This window comes from Sulfitobacter sp. (assembly GCF_041552635.1).
Lineage (GTDB): Bacteria > Pseudomonadota > Alphaproteobacteria > Rhodobacterales > Rhodobacteraceae > Sulfitobacter.
The window spans coordinates 1-26376 of record NZ_JBFEKM010000014.1 but is presented as its reverse complement, the minus strand read 5'-3'; the positions used below and the strand labels follow the sequence as shown (position 1 = coordinate 26376).

22 protein-coding genes and 1 pseudogene are annotated in these 26376 nt (G+C 53.9%); 9 read left to right on the top strand and 14 right to left on the bottom strand.

Annotated elements, in window-relative coordinates:
- Positions 1-26: 26 nt before the first annotated feature.
- The 4 genes from ABYT07_RS02880 to ABYT07_RS02865 all read right to left on the bottom strand — a co-directional run bounded on the left by ABYT07_RS02880 (position 27) and on the right by ABYT07_RS02865 (position 6956).
- Positions 27-440 carry a hypothetical protein gene (locus ABYT07_RS02880; protein ID WP_372989322.1) on the bottom strand — a complete coding sequence of 138 codons (414 nt, stop codon included), beginning with the start codon at positions 438-440 and terminating at the stop codon, positions 27-29.
- A 754-nt stretch (positions 441-1194) separates the two neighbouring features.
- Positions 1195-1554 (bottom strand): hypothetical protein, encoded by a 360-nt coding sequence (locus tag ABYT07_RS02875; RefSeq protein WP_372989321.1) that lies wholly within the window; start codon positions 1552-1554, stop codon positions 1195-1197.
- Between the two features lie 59 nt (positions 1555-1613).
- Positions 1614-5834, bottom strand: coding sequence for a CheR family methyltransferase (locus ABYT07_RS02870; protein WP_372989320.1), 4221 nt, complete (start codon positions 5832-5834; stop codon positions 1614-1616).
- Between the two features lie 228 nt (positions 5835-6062).
- On the bottom strand, positions 6063-6956 hold the full coding sequence (locus ABYT07_RS02865) for a DMT family transporter (protein ID WP_372989319.1): 894 nt from the start codon (positions 6954-6956) through the stop codon (positions 6063-6065).
- A 233-nt stretch (positions 6957-7189) separates the two neighbouring features.
- On the opposite strand from ABYT07_RS02865, the gene ABYT07_RS02860 reads away from it, so the two are divergent.
- The 4 genes from ABYT07_RS02860 (at position 7190) to ABYT07_RS02845 (ending at position 10838) form a co-directional block, all read left to right on the top strand.
- Positions 7190-7630: a hypothetical protein gene (locus tag ABYT07_RS02860; protein WP_372989318.1), complete on the top strand. Its 441-nt coding sequence runs from the start codon at positions 7190-7192 to the stop codon at positions 7628-7630.
- Complete coding sequence (locus ABYT07_RS02855; protein WP_372989317.1) at positions 7624-8316, top strand: HTTM domain-containing protein; 693 nt, start codon at positions 7624-7626, stop codon at positions 8314-8316. Before ABYT07_RS02860 ends, ABYT07_RS02855 begins: the two co-directional genes overlap by 7 nt.
- A 142-nt stretch (positions 8317-8458) precedes the next feature.
- Positions 8459-9553, top strand: coding sequence for a carboxynorspermidine decarboxylase (locus ABYT07_RS02850; RefSeq protein ID WP_372989316.1), 1095 nt, complete (start codon positions 8459-8461; stop codon positions 9551-9553).
- 43 nt (positions 9554-9596) lie between these two features.
- Entirely contained in the window at positions 9597-10838 is a 1242-nt protein-coding gene (locus tag ABYT07_RS02845) for a saccharopine dehydrogenase family protein (protein WP_372989315.1), read from the top strand.
- Positions 10839-11091: 253 nt separating this feature from the next.
- On the opposite strand, the gene ABYT07_RS02840 is transcribed toward ABYT07_RS02845, so the two are convergent.
- Positions 11092-11802 (bottom strand): response regulator, encoded by a 711-nt coding sequence (locus ABYT07_RS02840; protein ID WP_372989314.1) that lies wholly within the window; start codon positions 11800-11802, stop codon positions 11092-11094.
- A gap of 193 nt (positions 11803-11995) precedes the next feature.
- On the opposite strand from ABYT07_RS02840, the gene ABYT07_RS02835 reads away from it, so the two are divergent.
- Positions 11996-12688: an ATP-binding protein gene (locus tag ABYT07_RS02835; RefSeq protein WP_372989313.1), complete on the top strand. Its 693-nt coding sequence runs from the start codon at positions 11996-11998 to the stop codon at positions 12686-12688.
- A gap of 45 nt (positions 12689-12733) precedes the next feature.
- Here the strand turns inward: ABYT07_RS02835 and ABYT07_RS02830 are convergent, their stop codons facing one another.
- The 9 genes from ABYT07_RS02830 to ABYT07_RS02790 form a co-directional block, all read right to left on the bottom strand.
- A complete protein-coding gene (locus ABYT07_RS02830) occupies positions 12734-13906 on the bottom strand; it encodes a glycosyltransferase (protein WP_372989311.1) in 1173 nt (390 codons plus the stop codon).
- Positions 13907-13948: 42 nt separating this feature from the next.
- Entirely contained in the window at positions 13949-15172 is a 1224-nt protein-coding gene (locus tag ABYT07_RS02825) for a glycosyltransferase (RefSeq protein WP_372989309.1), read from the bottom strand.
- 30 nt (positions 15173-15202) lie between these two features.
- Entirely contained in the window at positions 15203-15763 is a 561-nt protein-coding gene (locus ABYT07_RS02820) for an acyltransferase (protein WP_372989307.1), read from the bottom strand.
- Positions 15764-15782: 19 nt separating this feature from the next.
- Positions 15783-16724 (bottom strand): hypothetical protein, encoded by a 942-nt coding sequence (locus ABYT07_RS02815; RefSeq protein WP_372989306.1) that lies wholly within the window; start codon positions 16722-16724, stop codon positions 15783-15785.
- A gap of 277 nt (positions 16725-17001) precedes the next feature.
- Positions 17002-18291 (bottom strand): O-antigen polymerase, encoded by a 1290-nt coding sequence (locus ABYT07_RS02810; RefSeq protein WP_372989334.1) that lies wholly within the window; start codon positions 18289-18291, stop codon positions 17002-17004.
- Between the two features lie 30 nt (positions 18292-18321).
- Entirely contained in the window at positions 18322-19554 is a 1233-nt protein-coding gene (locus ABYT07_RS02805; protein ID WP_372989305.1) for a lipopolysaccharide biosynthesis protein, read from the bottom strand.
- A gap of 69 nt (positions 19555-19623) precedes the next feature.
- Positions 19624-20103, bottom strand: coding sequence for a hypothetical protein (locus ABYT07_RS02800; protein ID WP_372989304.1), 480 nt, complete (start codon positions 20101-20103; stop codon positions 19624-19626).
- Between the two features lie 258 nt (positions 20104-20361).
- Entirely contained in the window at positions 20362-20964 is a 603-nt protein-coding gene (locus ABYT07_RS02795) for an acetyltransferase (protein ID WP_372989302.1), read from the bottom strand.
- Positions 20965-21079: 115 nt separating this feature from the next.
- Entirely contained in the window at positions 21080-21952 is an 873-nt protein-coding gene (locus ABYT07_RS02790) for a 2-dehydro-3-deoxygalactonokinase (protein WP_372989300.1), read from the bottom strand.
- A 188-nt stretch (positions 21953-22140) separates the two neighbouring features.
- Between ABYT07_RS02790 and choX the strand changes: the two genes are divergently transcribed.
- The 4 genes and pseudogenes from choX to ABYT07_RS02770 form a co-directional block, all read left to right on the top strand.
- Entirely contained in the window at positions 22141-23064 is a 924-nt protein-coding gene (gene choX, locus ABYT07_RS02785) for a choline ABC transporter substrate-binding protein (protein ID WP_372989298.1), read from the top strand.
- Positions 23065-23146: 82 nt separating this feature from the next.
- Positions 23147-23980, top strand: coding sequence for a choline ABC transporter permease subunit (choW, locus tag ABYT07_RS02780; RefSeq protein ID WP_372989296.1), 834 nt, complete (start codon positions 23147-23149; stop codon positions 23978-23980).
- Positions 23981-23988: 8 nt separating this feature from the next.
- Positions 23989-25020, top strand: a complete 1032-nt coding sequence (choV, locus tag ABYT07_RS02775) for a choline ABC transporter ATP-binding protein (protein WP_372989294.1) — start codon at positions 23989-23991, stop codon at positions 25018-25020.
- A 201-nt stretch (positions 25021-25221) separates the two neighbouring features.
- Positions 25222-26376: pseudogene (locus ABYT07_RS02770) on the top strand (hypothetical protein); the annotation flags it as partial.

Here is a 26376-nt window from a genome sequence, read left to right as displayed (position 1 = left end):
CGTGCCAGCTGGCGTTCATAGATGGTTCAGGCTTGGTGGCTAGCATCTCGCAGTTCACCTAGCGCTTCGATGACCCGTTCAGCGGGTTCGATTTTGTCGACTGCAATCATGTTGGGATGTATCCGTTCAAGTTGATGTTGCATCCGGGTAAAGGCGCTGTAGACGACGGTCGGGACTTGTATGTGAGCGAGCACAGCGAGCAACCGCCGCCCTTCTTCGCCGGGACCAAATCCAGAATACATACTGCCCCCAAGATCAAGGTCGAGGACACAAAAGCTCGGGGAAAGGTCATCGAGGCTCTTCAAGGCCGAGAGGTATGTTTGGAATTGCCCGATAGGCTGAAACCCTGCAGGCTCCAGCAATTCGAGGACCTCTTGCGCGATCAGAACATTGTCTTCAATAATGATAACGGAATAAGAGCTTTCTGATATTTTTGACATGCAGGCCCAACGTACCTTTGGTTATAATCTAAAACTTTTGCAGCGTGAAAAATGAACGCCTTGGTGGTAAAAAAAATGTAGATGCCAAGCTAAGCGAACGATGCCACCACCATCTCGACGATCTTGGGGCGACCATAAATACGATGGCCCGTTAGTACAACATAAAGCCGTTAACCTTTTACCCCTGAGCCAGATTTCGGCGGGGGATCGCCTTGGTTCCAACGCCTGTCAGTGTCATGCACACGCAGGAGGCTTCGGATGACATAACGGTGGGCTATGATACGGCGGCATACTGCAGTCTGTGGCAGCGGGTCGTTGAGAGATCATATTTTCTCTAGAACCAGTCGCATTCACACGGTGACCAAACCTCAATCCTAATCCTAACATAAAAGTACTACGCCGCTTCGGCAAAGAAATCTGCAACCTCGAATGAATCGTTTGAACAATGGCCCGTTTTGAACATCAATCAAGTCGTAGCTTTCAAGAGGCTGTCCGCAACATAGATTTGATCTTCTTTTCTAATACAATAAATCTCAGCATAAATGCTGTACATCCTAAGCATCCGAAATCACGCGCAAAGCATGCCACATGATTGTGGAGGAACGGTCTTAGGATCTACTTCGAGGGTCAAATTTTATTGAGGTGGTGTGTGATATCAGACGTGTCTAAAGGTGTAAGGCTTACGTCGGAAAGGTCTTCGATCAAAGACAAATGGTGACCGCTCCGTAGACGCTCCAAGCTATCGGGGTGACCTTCAAAGCGCAGCAGAGGCATGCGCATCTATGAATGACTTCATTTCAGCCTCGATAAACGGTTTGCTCAAAATCAATACATCCTCAAGCGCACCTGCACCTACACTGCGTGCCGACCCGTATCCTGTTAGATACGCAAAGACTATTCCCCGCTGTTTCAACGTTTCTGCCACTGCTCTGCTATTTCCAAACTTACCCAAATTCAGATCCAGTAAAGCAATTTCAGGTTCGAATGTTTTGATCGCGTCAATAGCATCTTGTGGCGATTGGTGGGGGCCGCTTACGGTATGACCCCATTCTTCCAATAGCATCACAAGATCCATTCCGACGATCAACTCGTCTTCCAAAACCAGAACTTTCATAACCACCTACTTTTTCAAAGCATCAATTATCCAAAACGGCCGTGAAGAAACACAAGCTTTCACGCCCCCCCGGTCTTGACGATAGACCACTGAACACCGGACTTGTTGTAAAGGACCCGAACGGTAGCGTCCAATTCCTTTTCGAGGAGGTTTTGGACAAGAAATGTCCCAAAGCCTTCGTGATCGGGGGGTAAAACCTCGGGGCCATCAAATTCGCACCACTCAAGCTTGAAGGTGCTGTCCTTGTCATATTCGGCCGTAAACTCAACTCGTCCCGACGTGTTCGAAAAAGCCCCGTACTTGGCAGCATTGGTTGCAAGTTCGTGGAGGGCGAGACCAAGGGACAGAACGGTCTTGGGTTCAAGAAACATGTCGTCGCCGCGGTAGGTGAACCTGTTTTTCCCGGCTCCGATGTAAGGGGCAATTTCAGTTTCCACAAGCGCGCGCAGATTTTGCCCCTTCCAATCGCGTGCGGTCAGGGCGTCGTGCGTCCGGGACATGGCACCCAGTCGCTCTACAAGGCTTTTTGCCATGTCTTCCTTTGATTTGGACATCCGCGCGGTGAACCGTGTGATCGCCTGAACGGTGGCGAGCGTATTCTTGACCCGATGCTCTAACTCGGCAAGCAGGATGTCTTTTTGTCTTTCCGCCACAACACGTTGGGTGACTTCGACCCCAGACGGTACAATTTCAACTACGTTACCTTCTTCATCAAAGTTCGGCACAAGCTGAAAATCTATGATTGCCATTTGGCCGCCCGCCATGCGTACCTCGACATCATAGCGGGACATCTCGCCGTCGACCGCCCGATCGATTGCGGTCTTCAGTCGGTCTTGGGACCGGGTGCTAAAGGACCACCACCAACAATCCCAAAGTTTCTTGCCAATGACTTCGCTGCGAGAAAGGCCGCCCCGTTCGAGGGCTGCGGCGTTGACTTCGATCAACGTGCCTGTCGTGTCCAAAATGCCCACGAAGGCGCTCAGGCTGTTCTGAAGGCGCTGAACACGGTTCAGGTTTTCGCGTTCGCGTTGGCGCGCCCGCGTCTTATCGGTGATGTCGGCAACAACACCAATCAGGCGGTCTGGCGTGCCGTCAGCTGCATATTCGAGGGTGCCAAAATACTCCAGATCCCGCGCCGCGCCGTCGTTGCGGCGGCGGATGCGCATTTCGAAATTTACGGTCCCGTCTTTGTTCGTGACGTTTTGCAACAGCTTGTCATTAGACGTAAGATTGATGTCATCTTGTGTGGCATCGGCAAGCTGCAGCGGGCCGTCGGCCGGATCACAGCCGAATATTTCGAACATACGATTATTTTCCCAGATCGCATGACCTTTCCGAAGATTCCATTCGAAAACACCAAGCCCAGCGGCATCCACAGCCACGCGTTGCCGCGCGGCGCTTTCTGCGATCTGCCGTTCCAGCTCCCTTTCGGCGGTAACTTCGCGTACGCAAGTCCCCAAAGCAAAAACATCGTTGCCATGTTTAACGGGATAGAAATCAACGATGAATTCGCGAATGTGACCCGGATCAGCGGGGGTGGCTGTTTGTACGATCATATCGGTGGCCGCCTTACCAGTCCTCAACACCTGTTTTTGGATATCGCTGACATTGGCATGGGCTTCTGGCAAAAGATGTTCTTGCAGCTTTCCGATATGTTCGGCGACGGTAAATCCGTTTATAGCAGCCAAGGTTTCATTGACCCGAAGATATCGCAGGTTCCGGTCAATCAGACTTAGCCCGATCGGCGCAGAGTCGTATAGCGTTTCAAGTTCACTATACTGTTCGGCAAGCACTTTCGCGTTTTCCTCAAGCTTTTTTTCGTTTCGCTTGCGGCCCGATACGTCGATGAAGGTTGCGACGGTCCCGTCTAGCCGGTTGTCCACCGTGCGGTAGGGGAGCAGGCGCATGATAAAGGTTTCATCGGTCAACTCGATCCGGACTTCGCGTTCGAAAGGTTGCAGCGTCTGCCGCACCCGGGCGGCGTCCTCTTGTAAATCATGATAGTCGATTTTGCGGGCCAGATCATGGATTGAACGCCCAATATCGCGCGCCTGAATGCCGAAAAGCCGTTCTACTTGCGGCGTAAACAGGCGGACATGATCGTTTTGATCAATGAAAAGTGCTGCGATGTTGGTGCTTTCAAGCAGATTTTTCAGGTTGTTGTTCGCAGACGTCAATTGTCGGTTGGTCTCGGACAGTTCTGCATTGATTGTTTCAAGCTCTTCGTTGATCGCCTGGAGTTCCTCCCGCCCCGTCTCGAGTTCCTCATTGGAGCTCTGAAACTCCTCGTTCATGCTCAGCAGTTCTTCGTTTGCACCGCGAAGTTCCTGATCCGTGGAGGTGTATTGCCGCAGCATTTCCGAAAGGCGGCGGCGTGTCAAAAGCAGTTCTTGCTGATGATCGCTACTGCCAATTGGTTTGTCGATGCCCTCGATCTCGTTCATGTTACGCTGGCGCACTTCGGTCAGCGCGACAAGGATCAAGCTGCTCGACTCTTCAAAGGGTTCGGCGCTGATATCGAACAGCTTTGGGGTGTCACCAATCTGGACCACCACGCTTTGAATTTCGGCAGCCATCCCGGTACTGCGTGTCTGTTCAATCGCCCTGTGGACAGGCAGGCGCAGCTCCATCGTCAGGAAATCCTCCAGAGCGGTGCTTGTCGCCCCCCGGGACGGTCTGACAAAGGCAGTCATGGCTTCTGAGACATAGATGACTTCATTTTGCCTGTTCACGGTCATGAAGGGGGGCGCATGGCGCTGTAAAAAGGCCTGTTCAGAGCGGTTTTCTATCTCGGTTGCCGCTGAACTTGAAACCCGATGTACGACGGTACGGTTGGCGATTGCATGGGGCTGGCCTTTACGCTGGGGCGCGGCAAGAGACATGGCACTAAAGCTTGTTTCTGTTTCGTCATCGCGTCGAAAGATTTTTGCGTTGCGGTCGACTGTTTCAAAGTAGTGTTCGTTCCTCCCCAGTGTTTCTGAGGGGCCGAGAAAAAGAAAACCTTTTGGTTTCAGCGCATAATGAAGCCGTGGCAAAACCAACGCCTGACTGTCAGCCGTGAGATAAATCATCAGGTTGCGGCAAGACACCAGATCCAGTTTGGAAAACGGCTGATCCGTCAATAGGTTATGGGGGGCAAAGACACACATCTCGCGGAGGGCCACGTTGACGCGGAAATTGTCGCCGTCGGGTTCGAAATGACGTTTCAGTCTGGCGTCGCCCAGCACAGTCGTTGACGATTTAAGGTATTGGCCGGCACGTGCAAAGCGTAGCGCGTCTGCATCAATGTCTGTCCCAAAGATTTTCCAGGGCCTGTCATCGCCGGTCTCGTCGATGATCTCTTGGATCAAAATAGCGATGGAATACGCTTCCTCCCCGGTCGCACATCCGGGGACCCAGACACGGAAACTCTCATCCTCGCGTTCAAACAGGGGGTACAGCACGTTCTTGCGCAGGGCCTCGAATTTTTCATTGTCGCGAAAGAATTCAGTCACGCCGATCATGAAATCCTGGACTAATAGTTTGCGTTCATCGGGCTGTTCATCAAGGATTTGCAGATAGCGCAGAGCAGAGCCTTGGCGCAAAAGCGTCATACGGCGTGCGACGCGCCTTATCAGGGTGCCTGATTTGTACCCTGCAAACGCATGTTCGCCACCGGTCTCTAGCCGCCCGACGATATCTGCCAAGTGGGCTTTGATATCCTCAAGTATGCCATCGTGTCCGCTCTGGTCGTCGATCCTGCGCTGTTGGTGTACAAGTTCAACAATCTTTTGCGGCATGTCGCGGGGATGAAGCACGAAAGCAGTCTCTGAGGGTGTCGCAGCCCCGTCTTGCACAATCGTCACGCCACCCTGTGCTGTGATCGCCCGCAGACCCGTCGTCACGTCCTGCCCTGTCTCGGACAAGATAACACCAAAAGCGCGTTGGCCTGCGGCTTGCGAGAGTGAGAAAAGGAACCGTTCAATGGGGGCGGGCGCACCGCCCTCGGGAATATCTGTGCCCAGCCTGAAGTGATCTTGAGCGATCTCAAGGAAAAAACCGGGCGGGACAAGATAGATATGATCCGGTTTGATTGAGTCGCCGTCTTTGATCAGATCGACAGGCAAAGCGGTATGCGCCCCAATCAGGTGACCTGTCTGCGAGGGTGCCCCGGACGCGAATTGCTGCACCACGACATAGGCGATACCGCTTTCCTCTGGAACGGCACTGATGAATTCCTCAAGTGCTTCTTTGTCGGACTCAGATGCGCCAATGCCAACAATTGGCGGAAGATCAGTCATGCTCGTGCCTCATACTACGTCGATTGCCGTAATCGTGTCAGTTCGTGGCCCTTTCGATTGACGGCAATTCGGACATCGTTGCGCAAACATAACACGATCTCGCGGGGGAGCGGATAGGAATAATAGCCAACTGTCGAATTGGGCCAAGTTGATCTTGGCCATTGCCGTCTGGTCCTGCTTGCCATTCAGCAGGGCGTCCATGTTGAAGTAGATCCGCCCCGCGTCAAATCAAGGCGGCAGCATCTGGCGCTTACGCACGCTGATCAACAAACCGACGGTCAAAAGGCCAAGGGCAGCAATGCTCAGCCAACTCAGGCTTTCGCCCAAGATTACAGCACCCAGAATGCCCCCCACACCGGGGACAGCCGCAAGGATGGAAGAGGTGTTGCCATTTCCGATCCGCCGCGAAGCGTGTGCGATAAACAGCAATCCGATCAGGTTCGGCACAAACCCCTGATACACGGCTTGCAACAAAAGCGGGCCCATCGGTGCCTCGGCCAGACCAGACGGCAGCCAAAGCGCCCAGATTGGTAAATAGATCACGGCATTCACCACGGTACCGCAAAAAATAATCTGCATCGCGCCAAGCTGCCAGCGCTCTGAAAGGATCATGTAGAACGAGAAGAAAACCGCGCCGACGATGAAAAGAAGATCCCCGATCCATGCGGTCTCGCTTCGGGTGGCGACCCCGTCCCACGCAAGCACGATCGCTGACACAAGGATCAGTGCAGCGCCAAACAGCTGTCGCGCGCTGGGCTTGGCGCGAAACAGCAGCACACCCAGCACGATGCCGACCAGCGGCAGTATCCCGTTCATAAATATCCCGCCATGTGCGGCGGGGGCAAATACAAAGCCGGAAAAAACAGACAGGATATAGACCGGCCCCAAGATGAACGACAGTACTGCCATCTGGACCAGCGAAAGACCCCGCCAAGGTTTGTAATAAATGCAAAGCGGCACTGCCACCAACGAGGCCAACCCGTATCGCATGGCCGCAAGATCATAAACCGTAAGGCCGCTTTGATTGGCAACGCGGCTGACGATCAGCCAAAAGGACCAGACGAAAACGATCACCCATGCGGCTGAATAGCCAGTGACCTGTGAAGGAGAGCCGGTGGTCATCTGTTCTGTGCCTATCTCAAAAAACCGTGAAAAATTCTTATTGCCTCAGCAGTAGGACCTGCATCGGGGCAGAGCAATAGGAACGCGGAGGAATTGGCCGTGTCTTGAATGCTGGAATGTGGTCCGGCTCCGTTGCCTTGGCTTCTTTGTAATTGCGGGGTGTTAAAGCCTGTGGGGTCGGCAAACCTGCGTGTTTTACGCAGAGTTAACCAAAGTGTCGTTTACATCGGGTAATGTGGAAAACACTGTCCTTGATCCTGCCTGTGCTCATTCCGTCGTGGCGGTTTTTCAAGGCTATTGAGCCTTCGCCACGGGTCCAATGGTCGTTCCTTTCCGACGTGGACAGCCATGCGCGTGATTGGCAAGGTTTTCGGCCGCGCCCGCTTGCCGTAACGCCCTTGCAGATGCTCGGGCGGCTGTTCTGGAACCCTGCGTGGAACGATAGCTTGTTCGTGGTCAGCTGCGCCGAGCGGATTGAACAGCAGCCCACCGATCACAGCATCACAGAAATCGCGCGGCGCATTCAGGCGGATATTGAAAAGTCTCAGGTGTATGCCAACGCGCAATTTTTTCGGTTTCGGCTGATTTTCGTGCACCGTGATGGCACCGGGCTGGTGGAAGACATCGTTTTTCTCTCGGACCCCGTCGCGATTTCTGCTGGTGCAGCGTGCTGACCCTTGATGCCGCCTTGCGCGCCACCGAGATCATTTTGGCATTGGCCTTTTTGCAGCAAAGTGCTGAGCATGTCTTGGGATCACACACCGCCCGGATATTGTTCGTCGGGCGGGCTGCCTTGTGCATCCTGCTGCTGTGGGGCTTTCTTAGCGCGTGGGTGCTGTTGGCCCTTTGCGTGCACAGTATCTTGGTGCTGCACCGGTTTCAGGGTCCCTATAATGGCGGCAGTGATCGTATGGGCTTGCTCGTGCTCTATTGCTTGTGCGCGGCGCGATGGATGCCGAACGCCATGCTGCAAGAGGCGGCATTTGGCTATCTGGCGGTCCAGGTGTTCTTGTCATATTTCATCTCGGGGCAGGTCAAAATCGTGAACCCGGAATGGCGCAGGGGACGAGCGTTGCGCGACGTGTTCAGCTTTTCTGCTTATCCGGTCGCTGAATCCCTGCGTGCCTTGGCACAGCGCCCACGACTACTTTGGGCCGCTTCATGGAGCGTGATGCTGTTTGAATTGCTATTCCCGCTCAGTTTTCTGAACGCCGGTCTGCTTGTCCTTGCGCTGATCCTTGCTGCTTGGTTTCACATCGCCAATGCCTGTTTATTCGGGCTGAACCGTTTTGTGTGGTTCTGGGTCGCTGCCTATCCGTCGATCTTATGGTTGCAAGGGCGTGTCATGGGCGGCGTTTGATACCAGCCACAACCCCATAGGGCGCACAGGCGCTGGCGAGCAGACGACCTGTTTAAGCCAGATTAACCCACTCAAACCCTTGCCGAATTGGTCATTTCGCCCTACCTAGACAGACCTCGGAAACCTGTTGAAAGGGCGTGAAGTGCAGACACCATATTACCTGATCGACAAGGCGCGCTTGCTGCCGAACCTTGAGAAAATCGCTTGGCTGCGCGCTGAGTCTGGTGCGAAATCGCTGTTGGCGCTCAAGTGTTTTGCCACGTGGTCGGTGTTTGATTTTATGTCGCAATACATGGATGGCTCCACGTCATCCTCCTTGTACGAAGTCCGCTTGGGGCACGAAAAATTTCCCGGTGAAACTCACGCCTATTCAGTGGCTTATGCCGATCACGAGATTGCGGAAGTGCTGGAATGCTCCGACAAGATCATCTTTAACTCCATCGGTCAGTTGACCAAATTTTCGGATGCGTCGCAGGACCATATCAGGGGGCTGCGGGTCAATCCGGGGGTGTCCACCTCTGAATTCGATCTGGCCGATCCGGCGCGCCCGTTCAGCCGTCTTGGCGAACATGACCCCGACCGGATTGCCGCCGTTGCCGATCTGATCAGCGGCTTGATGTTCCATAATAACTGCGAAAACGACAGTTTTGCGCGGTTTGACGAGATGCTGACCCTGATCGAGGATCGGTTTGGCACGGTGATACACGCCATGGACTGGATCAGTCTGGGCGGCGGTATCCACTTTACCGGTGCCGATTACCCGCTTGATCTTTTGGCCGCGCGACTGAAAAACTTTGCGCAAAAATACGGCGTCCAGGTTTATCTTGAGCCGGGTGAGGCCGCTATTACGGGGGCTGCCACGCTTGAGGTAACAGTGCTTGATACCATGCATAACGGTAAAAACCTTGCCATCGTCGACAGCTCGATCGAGGCGCATATGCTGGATCTGCTGATCTACCGCGAACCTGCAAAGATCAGCCCGAACACAGGTGACGATGAATGGATGATCTGCGGAAAATCCTGTCTTGCCGGTGATATCTTTGGGGAATTCCGCTTTGATGCGCCCTTGAAAGCCGGTGATCGGCTTTCGTTTCAGGACGCAGCGGGCTATACCATGGTCAAGAAAAATTGGTTCAACGGGGTCAAGATGCCAAGCATCGCGATCCGTGAACTGGATGGGACAACGCGCCTGGTGCGCGATTTTGACTACGATGATTTCGCCGCCGCCCTATCATAAACGGGCGCAAACGAACGAAACACTAACAAAGGTCTTTGGATATATGAAACGCAATGTTCTTATCATTGGCGCTGGTGGCGTCGCACAGGTCGTGGCGCATAAATGCGCGCAAAATAACGATGTTCTGGGTGATCTTCATATTGCCAGCCGGACCGTCGCCAAATGCGAGGCGATTATTCAAAGCGTGCATGAAAAGGATGCGATGAAGCAGGACGGCGTGTTCAAAGCGCATGAGGTTGATGGCATGGACAGCGATGCCGTTGCGGCGTTGATTGGCAAGATTGGTGCGCAAATCGTAATTAACGTAGGATCGCCTTTCGTAAACATGACCGTGCTAGAGGCCTGCATTCAGACCGGTGCTGCCTATATCGACACCGCCATTCACGAAGACCCCACCAAGATCTGCGAAACGCCGCCGTGGTACGGTAACTATGAATGGAAGCGTCGCGACGATTGCGCCAAGGCGGGCGTCACGGCGATTTTGGGTGCGGGGTTTGATCCGGGTATGGTAAACGCCTTTGCGCGTTTCGCGGTCGATGAATTCATGGACGAAGTCACGTCGATCGATATCGTTGACATCAACGCCGGAAGCCACGGCAAGTATTTTTCGACCAACTTCGACCCAGAGATCAACTTTCGCGAGTTCACCGGCACGGTTTACAGCTGGCAGAATGGTGCGTGGCAGGAAAACAAGATGTTCGAGGTTGGCCGCGAATGGGATTTGCCCGTCGTCGGCAAGCAAAAGGCATATATGTCCGGCCATGACGAGGTTCATTCGCTGGCGGCAAACTATCCGCAGGCCGATGTCCGGTTCTGGATGGGCTTCGGCGACCACTACATCAACGTCTTTACGGTGTTGCAAAACCTTGGGCTGTTGTCGGAACAGCCCGTGGTCACCGCCGAAGGGCTTGAGGTTGTGCCGCTGAAGCTGGTTAAGGCCGTGCTGCCCGATCCGTCAAGCCTTGCACCGAATTACACCGGCAAGACATGTATCGGTGATCTGGTCAAAGGTACCAAAGACGGAGAACCGGTCGAGGTGTTCGTTTACAACGTCGCCGATCACAAAGATGCCTTCAACGAGGTAGGCAGTCAGGGGATTTCCTATACGGCTGGCGTTCCACCGGTGGCCGTTGCGATGTTGATCGCTGATGGCACCTACGATCAGGGTGTCATGCTGAATGTCGAAGAACTTGATCCAAAGCCGCTGTTCACATTGCTGGATGATATCGGTCTGCCGACGCGGGTGAAAGACGTCAAAGGCGACCGGGAATGGCATCAGGCTTAGGTCTTAGCCTTTGCGAATGGCAATGGCGGTTGTCGCGCGGGCAGTGGTTGAATATCACTGCTCGGGGCGAATTGCCTTAAACTTTGGTGCATTATTAGTGCAAAGCTTCCTTGCCAGTCGCATTTGAGTGAATGAGATCAAAATCCACGCTCAATAGATTTATTCCGGTTTCCTGACCCTCTGAAGGAACGTCTATTCTATATCAATTATCCTTCGTATTTCAGCTAAACTATCCAAGAGTGTCGCACTGTTTCTAGATTTCACCGTCACCAAACCCATTCGACAGCTGTTGAAAATCAAAAAACTCAGGTTTTTGAGCCTCCAATATGGAAACTGTATCAGGTTCGCCTTGCAGGGTCGGGTGTCCATCGACGTAGGTGATCCGCTGCAATGCACGCATGACAAGGGCGACGATGCGTTCGTCGGCAAGATGATTTTGCACAACTTCGGTCATCGCCGTAACGGTGCGGTCGTGAATAGCATCCATTTGCCCCTGCAAAACCCGCGAGGCGTGGTTTTCAAGACGCTTGGTCGCGGATTTCATAATCGTTTCAAGACTAAGAGCATCAAGATCGCTTTTTGCAACATAGTCTTTGCACCCGTTTTTAATTGCTGAAACAGCCACTTCGTGAGACACTTCGCCTGTGATCATGATGGTGGCGGCATCGGAATTGCGTGAATGTTGGCTGATGACCTGTCTCGCTTGAAGCCCGGTTTCACTGGCAAGGTGGTAGTCCACAAAGATGATATCATAAGATTTTTTATCAAGTGCGCGACGCATCGTTGACAGATCAGGTGCCGTGTCGATTGCGACCTGCATATTGGTGCGTTTGCATTGGCGTTCAATATTTTTTGAATCAAATGATGAATCATCAACGATCAGAATTTTGATTTCTTTTGTATGGAGCGGGGAAAGGTCAGTGCCATTGTCTGATCCTTCAAGATCTGAACTGATATGTTTCATCCACTGGCTCCCTAATTTATCGGGTAAACTGACCTAGCTTTCTTAAAGATTGATAACCAAAAAACGGACGCTGAAAAGATTGCCGTTACATTGCATTCTATCTTGCAGGGATGTGTAAAGAATTTCGAAAGCAGTCTGTTGTATCCCAGTTTTGGGGACGAGTTCTTTTGGGGGATGTGGAATGATAGGCGCGATGGCCCATGTGCAAGGGCTGGGAATAACCAGTGAAAAATTTGTTTCCCATTTTATCCACGACTTGCGGGCATGTCTAAGGGCTACAGGCACGCTTCCAGATTGGATAATCGAAGATCTTGAGGGGCTTGAGGACGTTGTTCCACCCGATGTCTACCAATATTTATCGGATATTAAAGTGAACGCGCTACGTGCTGATATGCTGATCAATGCCACGCGCGAACTTTGCACCCTTGAGTGGGCGGAGGAACCCAGCACACTGGTGGAATTAAGCGATGTGGTCGAGGAGACTATATCCGAATTCTCACTGCCTGACGGGTTTGAAATTGATCTTCAGATGACTAAACAAAGCTGCACCATACCCTATCAGTCGTTTAAATATGTCCTGACTGAACTTTTGACGAATGCGTGCAAACATCACGGCGCGGCAGCAGGGGTTGTTCGGGTTGCCAATATTGGAACGGATGGTGCACTTCATGTCGCGGATGATGGGGCAGGGATACCGGAATCCTATCACGGTTCCATTTTCGACCCTTTCACCTCGCTCAAACCGCGGGATGTTGTCGAAGGAAGCGGGCTTGGATTGACCATTGCGCGACGGCGGGTGGAGCTTTGGGGGGGAACGTTGAGCATTGTGCATGATCCGACTTGTAAAGGGGCTAGCTTCAGGGTGACGTTCGGTGATGTGACGTGATGATTTGAATGGAAGAACCGCCCCGTTTCGAAAATATCCAACGGGTTATGCGGCAGGCGGGTCAGACCAAATGGACTGCGGGGCCGGCCCTCCGGAAAGCATCCAGCGATAGACGGCGTCATGTTCCTTGGCGATTTTTTCCCAAGCAAAGCGGTTCTTTACCAGATCCAAACCGTTCGCGCCAATCTGGTGAAGATCTGTCCGAACCAAGGCCTGACGTAGCGCCGTAACCATCTGGGCAGGGTCCGTCGGGATCTCGATCGCTGCCTGTGCGGAAAACCCCTCGGGAATATTGCAGTGCCGTGTCATCAAGACTGGCAGGCCCGCCGACCAAGCCTCCAACACTGCCATAGGCAGCCCTTCTGAGTGCGAGGGCAAGATAAACCCATCCGATGCGGAAAAAAGCGCGGCTTTTTCATCTGCAAAGGCTGGGCCACGCAGGGTAATGTTCGAAAGGTTTGTCTGCGCAATGCACCGGCCCAAATGATCGACAAAATCTTGCTCGCCCCATCCGGCAATCGTCAAATGCCAGTCTGCCGTTTGATCTGCGCCATCCCGGTTTAGCTTTGCCCAAGCCTCGATCAGTTCACTCAAGCCTTTCTTGGGGTGCAAACGACCCAAAAAAAGAAGGTTTTTGCGTCGCTTTCCGGCGGTCGCGGTACTATCCGCTGGCCCCCCAATCAAAACATCCGTGCCGTTTGGAATAACCGCGATGGTTGTTTTGCCAAGATGGCTTGATATCGCTTGCGCCTCGGAGGTGTTGAGGGCGTGGATGCAGCGCGCTGCAGCAAGATTATTGTCTTCAAAGAGCCGACCCGCGATCCTCTTGCGATAACCCGAATTGCCAAGCGCCCAGCTGTCCAGCATGCCCCTAGGGGAGATCATGGTTGGACTGCCGGTTCGGCGGGTATATTCTGAGGTGTATTTCGAAAAATATTGCCAGATGCCATGTTGATGCAGCACATCATGATTTGCTTTCGCAAGTGCCGCGCGCATGTGTGGGCTGATCCCCAGTTTTTGCGGGCCTAGTGAGGGAAACAGCCGGGGTTCCAGCGGTTTCCATGCCGCGACATCGGCAGCATTCGGTGCGTCGTCCAATGCATAGACGGTAATATCGACGCCAAGATCGGCCAAAGCTTGGGCGGATCTGCGCACAGAGGTGAACAGCCCACCCGCCTTGTGAGAACTTGATCCTAGTATAATACCGAGTGAATACATGATGGTACTTGGGTATCCCGTGTTCAGAAAAAGCGGTGTCGCCTAGGCTACGTCGCGAATGATCCGCTTTGAGAAGTTGTCTAACATCGCTTTTTGCCAGAACCAGAGTTTGCCGCGCGGTGGGGATTGGAGGGTTTGCGAAATCGCGCGGGCAAAACCTTCTCCGAACCGGTCCGGACCCCACTCTGCGATTGCGTCGGCCGCATTTGCACCCATGGTTTTGCGTTCTTCTGGCGACATCTGGAACAATTTTGTCAGCCCATCGGCAATACTGGCGGTCTTTGTCGCATCAACCAGAAAGCCGCTTTTGCCCTGAGAGATCACAGTGCTGGCAGCGCCACAGGCTTGCGAGGCAATAACCGGGACGCCTGTTGACATGGCCTCGTTGATCACAAGGCCCCATTGTTCAACAAAGGAAACATGTACGAAACCTTCGGACAATGCATAAAGCGCGGGCAGTTGTTCATAGGTCCTAAAACCTGCGAGGGTAACACTGTCCTGCATTGCGGTTGCCGCAATTTCGGCTTCGATGATTGCGCGTTCCTTACCATCGCCCAAAATCACCAAAGACGGGGCGTCGGGGACGGCTTTCTTGGCTTCGGCATAGGCGCGGATCAAGCGAGGAAAATTCTTTTTCTCGATGAAACGCCCGGAAGCTAGGATGAAGCGGTCTGGCAGGTCGAATTCTACGCGCAACCGGTCTGCATTTTGACGCGCAGCAGCCGCATGTGTTTTGAAATGCTCGTTGTCGACAGCATTGTAACCTAACGATATCAGATCGTCTGCCATGCCCAGATCTTGCATGTATTGTTTGTGCGTATAACCGCCAACAAGTGCTGCATTACATAGTTTGACGATCTGCTTTTTGATCCACTCAGCGCTCCGAGATCGTTTCGCATCAAAAGCCTGACTTTCCGACATAATCATACACGGGCAGCCGTTTTCGTAGGCCCACAACAACGCAGCAGCACTTTCGGCCGCGGCCCATCCGCCGATGGCAATACAATCGGGAGAGATTTCATCCAGCGCTTGAAAAACAGCGCCGCGCATCTGGTCGGCACGGATGGCTGCATCATAGTCGGGCAGCGAATTATAAAGTGTCTTTACCGGATAGCCGCCGGATCGGTCAAACGAAGTGAATTCCTTGAACCACCCTTGAGAAGCAGTGGAAACCACCGTCACACCCGGGCAAACCGCATAGGCGGCGCGAAACCGTGCATCGTGGTAGGGCCCGATCTGGCGCGTGAAAATCGCGATCTTAGTCATGTCTGTGCATTCTTATCTAAAAAGGTGGTTTCAGTCATCTAACATAGGAAGGCGTTCGCCGTCAGGTCCAATGCGCCGCTTGGCCTTGGCCGGTGCGCCTGCCACCAGTTCGTTCGGTCCTACCGTCCCGTTTACAACGCTATTGGCTGCGACAATCGTGCCGGACTGGATCAATGATCCGGGCCCGATGTGCACGCCGCGGCCAATCCAGACGTTGTCCTCAATTATGACTGGCGCGCTAAAGAACCCTTCGCCGCGCACACCGTTTTTGGGGGTAAAAAGGTGATCCTGGTCGCGGATGGTCACATATTCACCAATGGCAACATTAGATCCTATGGTGATTTTGGTACTTGCAACGACATGACACCCAGTGTTGATACTGGAATAATCACCGATCACAACTGATGCTTTTCTGCCGATCTGCATGAAAACGCCGTATCCGATCATGCAGCGCCGACCAATGGTCGCATTCATCCCGAAATTGGCCCTTCGGAAATTCCCGAAAAACATCGTGCCTTTGCCGACGCGACGCAGAAAAATCGGGGCCGTCACCGCGTAAAAAATTCCACGTAACTTGGGGATAATAGGCATGCTTTACTTTCGCTTGTGGTCAGAGAGGGGCGGTTCGGTTCAAAAGCACCTGGCCCAAGATCCGCATCACCCTGTCCTTGTCACAGTGCCGCGTCACCCAGTCAGATGCATCCTGCGTATGGTCGCAAAGCTGCCCGATATCATGAATGGCGGCCAACCAACCATCAAAGCTGTTTGAAGACAAGACTTTGACGGATTTGAGATCTGCAAAAATCGTCGCACTGCGCCCGGCCGAAGCGATCAACGGCGCACCGCAGGCAAGGGCCTCTAGCCCGGTTGTTTGACCTGCGGCATGAATATCTTCGACCGAAGGCATGATCGCCGCCCGGCATGTCTGATATAAATTGCGCAATTCAGAATAGGAAATCCGCGTGACAATCTGCAAATTCGGGTGGGATGTGGCGTAACTTTCAATCAACTCCGGCTGGTTGCACAGCCAGATCACCCGATGACCGGCCTCGGCGATTTTGACCAACAGCTTGGGGTCGCGGCCATTGCTTCCGTTGCAGAACAAGAAGTCTTCGCGCTCTGGCGCTGTTTTGAAGCCGAAGTATTCGTAGTCGATAAACATTGGCACCATCAGGGGCCTGCGCCCGGAAAGGGTCGTGACCTCCTTTTCGGAGGTGGTTTCATTGACCAGCAGATGTTTGGAAAACCGCAAAAGCGTGCTTAGAAATATCCGCCGTGCGGGTTTCATCGCGCCGACGCCCCAGCAAAGATATGCGACCTGACCGAACAAAGCCTGACCCAAGGCATCTACCGAAGGGTGCCAAGTAAAAAGCATACGGTTGGGTTTGATCGCATCCGAGGTCCGATGCGCTTTGACCGGACTGCCGGTGTAGGACGTCGCGAAATGGTCGACCAACAGATGCCACCTGAGCGGCGCATCGATCCCTGTCGCGGCATCCTGTCGTTGCGCATGAAGCGCCCTCATCGAGCCCGCATCAAATAGGATTTGCACTGTGGTTTCCTTGGTCGATGGTTGAACGTGGTTTATGCACAGGCAGTGATAGAAACCGGCTTAATGGAAATCCGCCAATTGCGATATCTCTAACCAAAACAGATTTTGCCCCCGTTTTTGCGGTTGACCCGCCGATTGTTTCAAAGCTGCGCAACATATCGGGTCACATCATTCTATTAGGGTTCTTTTCGGTAGGCCTTAACAAGAAACCTGATGGGCAGAAACCGAAAAACCGTCCCTCATATTCCATAACGTCGCGCAAAGGGCGACTTGCATCCTACTTCTGATTGGCAGGCGCAAGGGCCGTCGAGTGCCAGAACGCCTTGAGCTCCTTCTTTTTGCGTCGTCGCCGTTGAAGCTGGAACACCAATGAGGCCCCAAGAGGCAGGTATATGAAGTACGTTATGTTCAAGGTGGAACGGATAGACATATAGCAATAGAGCGCCCAAATAAGATAAATGGGAATGCCCATGGAAAAATTGCAATATCGATACGACCATCGAAGGACCATAAAGACAAAAATACCACAGAGAATAGATGGGATAATCATTCCGACCGGCCCATAGATGGCAACCATTTCACCGACGTGCAGGGTCGTTACATAGTCAAGCTTGTAATTGCCAAAGAAATAGGAATCCAGATAGGGCTTGTTCGGCCATATGGCGCGCGGAATAGGGTTTGTCAGAATGACCCCGAAATGTGTCGCGGCATCCCAGTTGTAGTTGCTGGTTGTGGCCACGTCATAGGCATAGATTGCGCGGTAATAGCTGTCATCCTGATGGTAGGTTACTTCGTAATTATCAGAAATGGAAACCTCAAGGAAACCGGTGCTGCGGAACAATAAAATAGCGGAAGTCAGTATTGCCACACCCGCAATTGACGCTGCTGTCAATGCGATACGGCCAGACCGGCTTTTTAGCCGCAACATTCCCAACATCCAGAAGATGAAAAGAGTGATCACCACGGGCGTCCGGCTTCCGTTGGTGATCAGCACGCTCATCGCTAGCAAAAAGCCAATAATTGAAATGAACCGAACGATGCCACGGCGTTCCAGAATAAGCAGTGAGAACACGATAGACGCCAGCGGGAACAAACTGGTCAAAAGCGAAAAAAGCGCATTGCCGTTAAAGGCGGCTTGGTCCCAGTTTCTTTCGCCCCGAGGCTGTAGGGACTGAACGATCATTTCAGAAAATGAACCGTTGACGGAAATGTACCGCTTGAACAGCTCAAAACCGACAATAAAAACTGCACCAGCCAGAAAAATATAAGCCTGATTTTTCGACAGCCGCTCCGCTGCGGTGGTGTTTATATTGATCTTTTGGGTGGGGATAAGGTGAATGATACAAAGCGTGGCGGCAAAGATAAACAGGATCGTAGTCTGCGCCTCTACGATAACGTCCGGCCAAAGGTTTTCGAGGTTATAGTCGTCATACCCACGAATGATGAAATCGGACAGCATCACACATAGAATTGTTGTGAACACAAACACAGGGTGCAAGAGCTGCCGAAATCGTACCCAAGCCACTGAAAGCGCTGAGACAACAAATATGACGTGGACAAGCCACATGAATTGAAATTCAACACTCATCGGAAACTCCTATGCCCCTTTTCGGGTGATTTCGCGGATCAAGCCGTTGAAATCGGATTTTCGGGGAACCAGCATATCGGTCAATCTTATCTGGATCAGCTTTTTCAGCAGGCTGGCCATCGTCAGGACGCCGATCAGCCCCGCGCCAACCATTGCGGCAGCAATATAATAAACGTTGTCGAAAATCAAAGCAGGGATGCACAATATCACAAATGCACTGAACCAGATGATCAGCCCGAAAGATTGCTGCAAGGACTTGTTCAACCCTTTAAGAGCCTCTTCGAATGGCCGCATGATGGCCTTGAGGGCAAAGGCCGGGATCAGGAAACATGCTAACCCGATTGCGCCGTTAAATTCAGGCCCGAACAGAATTGGAATTGCAAAGAAAGAAGCGCAGAACGTCAGCAGGCCAGACATGACATTTACAATTGTGGATTGGCGGATGCGCATGGCAAGCCAGTCTTTATCCAGCTTGTCGTTTTCTTTTAGTGCCGACATCCGTGCGAAAAACAACGGCGCCATTGCCTCGCTAAAGAGAGATTGTAATTGTGCGATGGACATTGCGACAACGTAATTCCCCAAATTGACCGCACTGAACAGCAAGGTAACAAACAGCCGGTCCGCAATGGTCGCAAGTGCCACCATTAACGTCGCCATGCCATCTTTCTTGGCATCCAGCAGGCTGGCGAACGGGGTTTTGGTGCTACTCCATTTGGTGGTGACATCGCGTATTGTTTCACCGATGGCCCAATATGTAATGGCGGCACCGCTGGCTGCCGTCAAAACAAGGGCCCAAAAGTAATTGAGCGGCGTACTTGCAAATAGAACGTAAACTGATGCGATACCAATCAGGTTGAAAATTGCAAAAGAGCCGCGCGCAAGCGCATAGGTTTTCAACGAGTTTCGCGATATTTCGACCTGTACCTGAATGGCATTGAAGACGCTGAAAGCCACAAATGCGCAGGCAAGTGCCCAACTGGTCAGGCCGCCATCGAGGTCTTTGACCATAAACAACACAAAAAGCAAAAGCCATGCGATGGAAATCGGATAAAGCGCGGTGGTAAAGACGCGTTTGTAAATATCCTTAACGGCCTTTGGTTCTTGGGCGGCGGCGCGGCCAGCATAAAGATGCAATCCGAAAAGCGCGGCACCACCGGCAGCACTGCCAAGAATGACCCAACTTGCGAAAATCCCGCGTCCTTCTACGCCCAGAACACGCGCAAGCAAGATGCTTGACACCATCTGAACCGCCGCAACGGAACCGTTCAAACCGAAAAGATAGGCGGAGGGGGGGAGGCGGAACAGGCGCATCTAGATAAATTCAATCGACACTGGTGATTTCCAAATTTGGTGGGCGGGGATCGGACCATTGGCAGCATGTGCCAGTTCAACGGGTTGGGCAGGCTTATCGAAATGGTCGGGGTGCATAAAGTGGTTTTCAACCGCGCAGGCAAAGTCATTTTGCGCGATATGCCTATCCCAAGGGGCGGTCTGCACCGATAAGTAACGCCGCTTGCGTTGCGTCATGATCTGTAAAGCCCTGTCATTGTGAAGCTTTACGTCTTTGAAATTAAACGTCGAATGCTGGTCTGGCTCGGACACAACCTGCCCCGTTAAGGGCCTGAGCCATAGCGTAGCATCACCATAGGTGGGGACATATATTTGTGAGACCGGTCTTACGTCATTAGGTCCGTTGGGGCGGGATTTCGCCGGACCGGCATCGCGTTTATATCCTGTGAACGAATACGGCTTCATCTGTTGCAGCTTTTGCCCGTTCAACGGTGTGGTCATGGGGCGGGACCTACCTTGTTTGCGCGCATATTGCGGCGATGCGGTACGCGACTGAAATGCGGGTACAATACACGTCGACGGCACTAAAACCGGATGCGCGCATTTTGGGGCTGCGATTGATGACGACCACCTGAGGGCTGAGAATTCTCATAAGGGGCCTATCTGGGCCGGTAAGATACAATTGTCGACCATTTTTTCACTAACCGAAATTTTGCCGGAACTGTCAGGGATGGGCAAAAGTATTCGCGTGGTTGGCCCCTAAATCTCATGGTTTTCAGCGGCCTTATCAATGCCAATGTCGCTGGCTGGTCTGTGCCCGATCAGACGTGCGGGGTTACCGGCAACAATGTGATCCGCGTCAACCGGTTTCATCACCACCGATCTTGCCCCGACAATCGCACGCGGGCCTATCACGACATTGGGGCCGACAAACGCATCGGCGGCCACCCATGCGTCTTCGCCGATCACGATGGGATGCTTCAAAAGCGGCATGCGCGGGTCACGCCAATCATGGCTGCCGGCACAAAGATGCGCACCCTGCGATACCGTGCTGCGCGCGCCGATGGTGATTGGCCCAAGGGCGTATAATATCGCGCGATCGCCAATGGCGGCTTGGTCATGGATGGTTATGTTCCACGGGATGAATATGCGCACCGTTGGGTGAATATGAACATTGGCCCCGATCTTTGCGCCAAACGCCCGAAGCATCGCGCGCCGGATGCCCCAAAGCGGTCTGGGGACTAGGCGAAACACAATCGCTGCGCCCCCCCACAGGACGCGGCCCAGCTTTTCCCGGGGGGTCCATTTGGACGCGCTGCGATTGGCGGAAACGTCTACCTGTGCAGAATTATCGTGAGGCACCTGTGGGGATTCCTGTCTTGCGGCAAAAGTGTTGATTGGAATTAGCATGTTCGGACAGCACACAACACCCCATGGGCATGTCTGATCTTGGGTCACGTGGCGTGCCGTTCAGGACCTATTGCGGCGCGACATATGTTTTATGAACATGGCGAAGTCCGGCCAGCACCGCGTCGGTTCGCGGCCGCGTTTCCGCCCGCAGGCCGACATGCGCAAGCGCCGCAACATACAGTGGTGTCATCATAGCGTCGCCCAAAACGATCACCCGTTGCCCCAACCAATAGGGACGCGCACCGCTAAGCTCCAGCCCGATCACGGCCCCCATCAGTCTTGACCAGCATGTGTTGACATCCGTGCCGTTCAGCGCCGCACTTGCGGGAATGCGCCCCAGTTCCGAGCCAAAATTTTGGGGTCGCGCAATGATGTTTTCCAGCACATCGGTAAAGGCGTTCGCCCTGAAATTACCATGTGCAACAGCCGGTGCCAGCAGGGATCCATGCATCAACCCCAAGGCCAATTCTGAGGTCAGAAAGCTTTGAAAACTGACGATTTCGCCGGCGCTGATATGGGTCCAGACGGACTTGTTGCTTATACTGCATACGACGCCGTCAAAATCTGGTTCGGCGGCAAGAACCCCGGCGATTGCCGTCTCGTCGCCACACATCATATCGGCGGGCTTTTTTTGGGACAGGCCGGGAATGGCCAGTAATTGCAGGCGCGGATCTTCGGTTTGGACCTGCAACAGGCTAGACACCGCAGTCACGGGTACGGCGCGGTAGGCTGAGACAGGGATAAATGGCAGCCCTGAACAAATCACCGGCGTCGTTTGCCGGGCCGGTAAATAAGCATTCAACTGACCCGCGATCTGGTGGGGTTCGACGGCAGGTATCTGTGTCTGTGCCGACAGCTGACCGTTCTGGTCATGGACCCAGACCTGCACGCCTGCGGTGTCCCAATGCAGGCCGATCCAGCTGGGTGAAAGCGATGTCATTTTGCTGTTTTTCCTTTAGGTTCGGGGCAGGGGCTGCTGTGAACTTGATCCCAAGGCAGTGTTTTGGCCTTTGAACGCCCGTGAATTGACCGTGCGCGACCACCCAGATCATAAAACGGGTTGCATCATGCGGGGCATTGGCCGTCTATTGCGCCATCAATTATAACAACACTGGGAGCCACACCACCATGAAAATTCTCGCCGCGACCACCGCCCTTTCCCTCAGCCTCGCCTCGGGCGTTGCGGCTGCTGGGTGTGACGAAATCACCTTTTCCGACGTAGGCTGGACCGACATTACCGCAACCACCGCGGCAACGACCGTTGTGCTGCAAGCGCTTGGCTATGAGACAGACATCAAGATCCTGTCGGTTCCGGTTACCTATACCGCAATGGGTGCAGGTGATATCGACGTGTTCCTAGGCAACTGGATGCCCACAATGGAAGCCGACATCGCGCCCTACCGCGAGGCAGGCACTGTTGACACCGTGCGCGCCAACCTGAACGGGGCGAAATACACGCTGGCCGTCAACAAGGCCGCCGCCGACATGGGCATCACGTCCTTTGCAGCCATTGCCGCCAACGCGGATGCGCTGGATGGCACCATCTATGGGATCGAGCCGGGCAATGACGGCAACCGCCTGATCCAGTCCATGATTGATGCCAACGCCTTTGATCTCAAGGATTTCGAGGTCAAGGAATCGTCAGAACAGGGCATGCTGGCGCAGGTCAAACGCGCCACAGGCAAAGGCGAACCGGTTGTGTTCTTGGGCTGGGAACCGCATCCGATGAATGCCAATTTCGACCTGACCTATCTTGAGGGCGGCGATGATTTCTTTGGTCCCGATCTGGGCGGCGCGTCGGTCTATACCAACACCCGCGCGGGCTATGTCGCGGAATGTCCGAACGTTGGCAAACTGTTGACCAATCTGGAATTCACCCTCGCCATGGAAAACGAAATCATGGGGGCCATCCTTGATGACGGCCAAGACCCCGACGAGGCCGCAACCGCTTGGATCAAGGCAAACCCTGCCGTGCTTGATACTTGGCTGGCGGGCGTGACCACCAAGGACGGTGGCGACGCGATGATGGCCGCAAAGTCGATCGTCGAGTAGTGTAAGCATTGCGATCAAAAGGGCCCGCTGCACAGTGGGCCCTTTTTGTATGACCAATCCCAGATTTCCACCGGAGTTTCGCATGAACTGGCTGACCGACAACAAGATCCCGATTGATGACGCAGCCGAGGCGGCGTTCGACTGGCTGCTGGTCAACGCAGGCTGGATGTTCGACGGGCTTTCCGTCGCGATGGAAGCGCTGATTGATGCGATCTTGTGGGTGCTGCAAACGCCGCATCCCCTGGTGATTATCGCCGTGTTTGCCGCCTTCACTTGGGCCATGCAGCGCAACTGGAAGACACCTGCCTTTGTCGTGCTCGGCTTTTTGTTCATCCTCAATCAGGACTATTGGGAAGAAACCACCGAAAGCCTGACGCTGGTGCTGTCAGCTTGTGTCGTGTGTATGGGCGTGGGCGTGCCGATTGGTATCGCAGCGGCGCATCGTCCCAGACTTTACCGTTATATGGCCCCAGTGCTTGACCTGATGCAGACCTTGCCGACCTTCGTTTATCTTATTCCGGCCATCGTCTTTTTCGGGATCGGCATGGTGCCGGGGCTGATCGCCACGGTGATTTTCGTGCTGCCCGCACCGATCCGGCTGACGCAGCTTGGCATTGCATCGACCCCGAAATCCTTGCTTGAGGCAGCACAGGCCTTTGGCGCGAAACCTAGCCAGACCTTGTGGAAGATTGAATTGCCCTATGCGCTGCCGCAGATCATGACCGGCCTGAACCAGACGATCATGCTATCGCTGTCGATGGTTGTGATTGCGGCGCTTGTCGGTGCGGACGGGTTGGGCGTGCCAGTGGTGCGGGCCCTGAATTCAGTGAACACGGGGCTTGGTTTTGAATCCGGTCTGATCATTGTGGTCGTGGCGATCATGCTGGACCGTATGCTGCGGGTGACACGTAAATGAGCGCTGAAATGACAAACACACCCCAAAACGCCGTCGAATTTGACAATGTTTCCATCGTCTTTGGTGAAAAGCCGGGTCAGGCGCTGCCCTTGATGGACGCAGGGAAAGATCGGGCCGAGATTGAGGCCGCCACCGGGCAGGTTCTTGGGGTCCACAATTGCTCGCTGGATGTGAAATCGGGTGAAATTCTCGTGCTTATGGGCCTGTCCGGGTCAGGGAAATCCACGTTGCTGCGTGCGGTCAACGGGCTGAACCCGATGGCGCGGGGCACTGTGCGGGTGAATGACGGGTCGTGGACCTGCGATATCGCCGCCAGCTCTGCGACTGATCTGCGGCGCGTGCGGCGCGAATGTGTGTCGATGGTGTTTCAGCAGTTCGGCCTGCTGCCATGGCGCACTGTGCGCGACAACGTGGCCTTGGGGCTGGAACTGGCTGATGTGCCCAAGGCTGAACGCCTGAAACGCGCGGATAAGCAGCTTGCCCTTGTGGGGCTTGCCGACTGGGCGGACCGCAAGGTGGGGGATTTGTCAGGCGGGATGCAGCAGCGCGTCGGCCTTGCCCGCGCCTTTGCCACCGAAGCGCCGATTTTGCTGATGGACGAGCCGTTCTCCGCGCTTGACCCGTTGATCCGGACACGGTTGCAAGATGAACTGCTGGACCTGCAACGGGACCTGAAACGCACGATCATCTTTGTCAGCCACGATCTGGACGAAGCGTTCAAGCTGGGCGGTCGCATTGCGATCATGGAGGGCGGGCGGATCGTGCAATGCGGCACCCCGCGCGAGATTTTCTCGAACCCGGCGTCGGACTATGTTGCTGAATTTGTGGCCAATATGAACCCGCTGGGCGTTTTGACCGCCCGTGATGTGATGGGGCCAGTGGTTGCGTCAAACGCCGACGCGGTTGCGGCTGAAACCCCCGTCGCCGAACTGATTGAACAGATGGGCGGGTCAGACGCAGCGATTCCAGTTATCGAGGGTGGTAAAAACATCGGCTCTGTAACCTCAGGTAGTATCGTGGCGCGACTAAAGGCTGACTAGGCGGTCTGACCTCAGAAATACCCGCTATCTTGCGGGTATTTCAGGAATTTTACTCCCAAATGCATGTAATTTTTTGACGGCGCGGTAAAAAATTCGTTAACATACTTACGAAGACGTTAACTATTTTTCTGTGTGTCAGTCGTCTGTCCCGCGCAAGTTGCGCGCCTTTACCCCATATTTTTATGCAAAAGGCCAAATTCTATGACCACTCATGATAGCAAAGCCCATTTCGCAAAAGTATTAAGCGCGTTCCACCAGTCAGAACAGGATAACGGACGGTTTGACCTGTTCAACGCCAAAGGATCGCCGTCCCTTGCTGGGTGGTTCATTGGCCCGATGGGGGAAAACAAGGATGTCATGCAAAAGATGGTCGCCCGGGCCGTTGAGGCAAATGCCAATGCGCGGTCCGAATATGGCATGCAGTTCCACGACCCGGTTTATGTGACCGATGCGATCAAGGGCACGAAGGAGTATACGTCCACCATCGACACGCTAGAGGCAAATCTGGAGCAGATGTTGGGCGCGCTGCACGGGTCGATCCCGCTCTCTAGCTATCGCAACCAATCCCACATGTATTGGGACTGCACGATGCCGGGTTTCGTCGGTTATTTCGCGGCAATGTTGTACAATCAGAACAACGTCGCGGCCGAAGCATCCCCCGTCACCACCATGCTCGAGATCGAAGTCGGCAAGGACCTGTGCCGGATGCTGGGCTATGCCGTGCCCGAAACCGATACCACCGGCACCGACGCGATTGTCCCTTGGGGGCATATCACCTGTGACGGGTCGGTCGCCAACGCCGAAAGCATGTGGGCCGCGCGCAATCTAAGCTATCTGCCGGTGTCTCTTGCCAATGCGATCCGGCTTGAGCCCGCGATGGCCGCAGCCAAGGATTTCGTCGTCAATCTGGTGCAGGGCGGCAGTGCCAAGCTGGTTGATCTGGACAATTGGGGGCTGATGAACCTTGGCATCGACGAGGTAATCGGCCTGACGCCCAAAATTGAAAAGACCTGCGGGATCTCGGCCGATACGATCAAGGCGATGCTGGACAAGTATTCGGTCCAGAACATCGGGCTGGCGGACATGCACCGCACCTATTTACAGGACCTGTCCCAGCTTCCCGTCATCATGGCCCCTAGCACGCGGCACTATTCGTGGCCCAAAGGGGCAGCCTTGCTGGGCCTTGGCGCGAACCATGTGATCAGCACCCATGTCGATCTGGATGGCCGCATGAGCATGGATCACCTGCGTGACCAGATCGAAACATGCTACCAGAACCGCCAGCCGGTCTTGCAGGTCGTGGCTGTCATGGGCACCACCGAAGAAAGCTCGGTTGATCCGCTCGCTGATATTGTT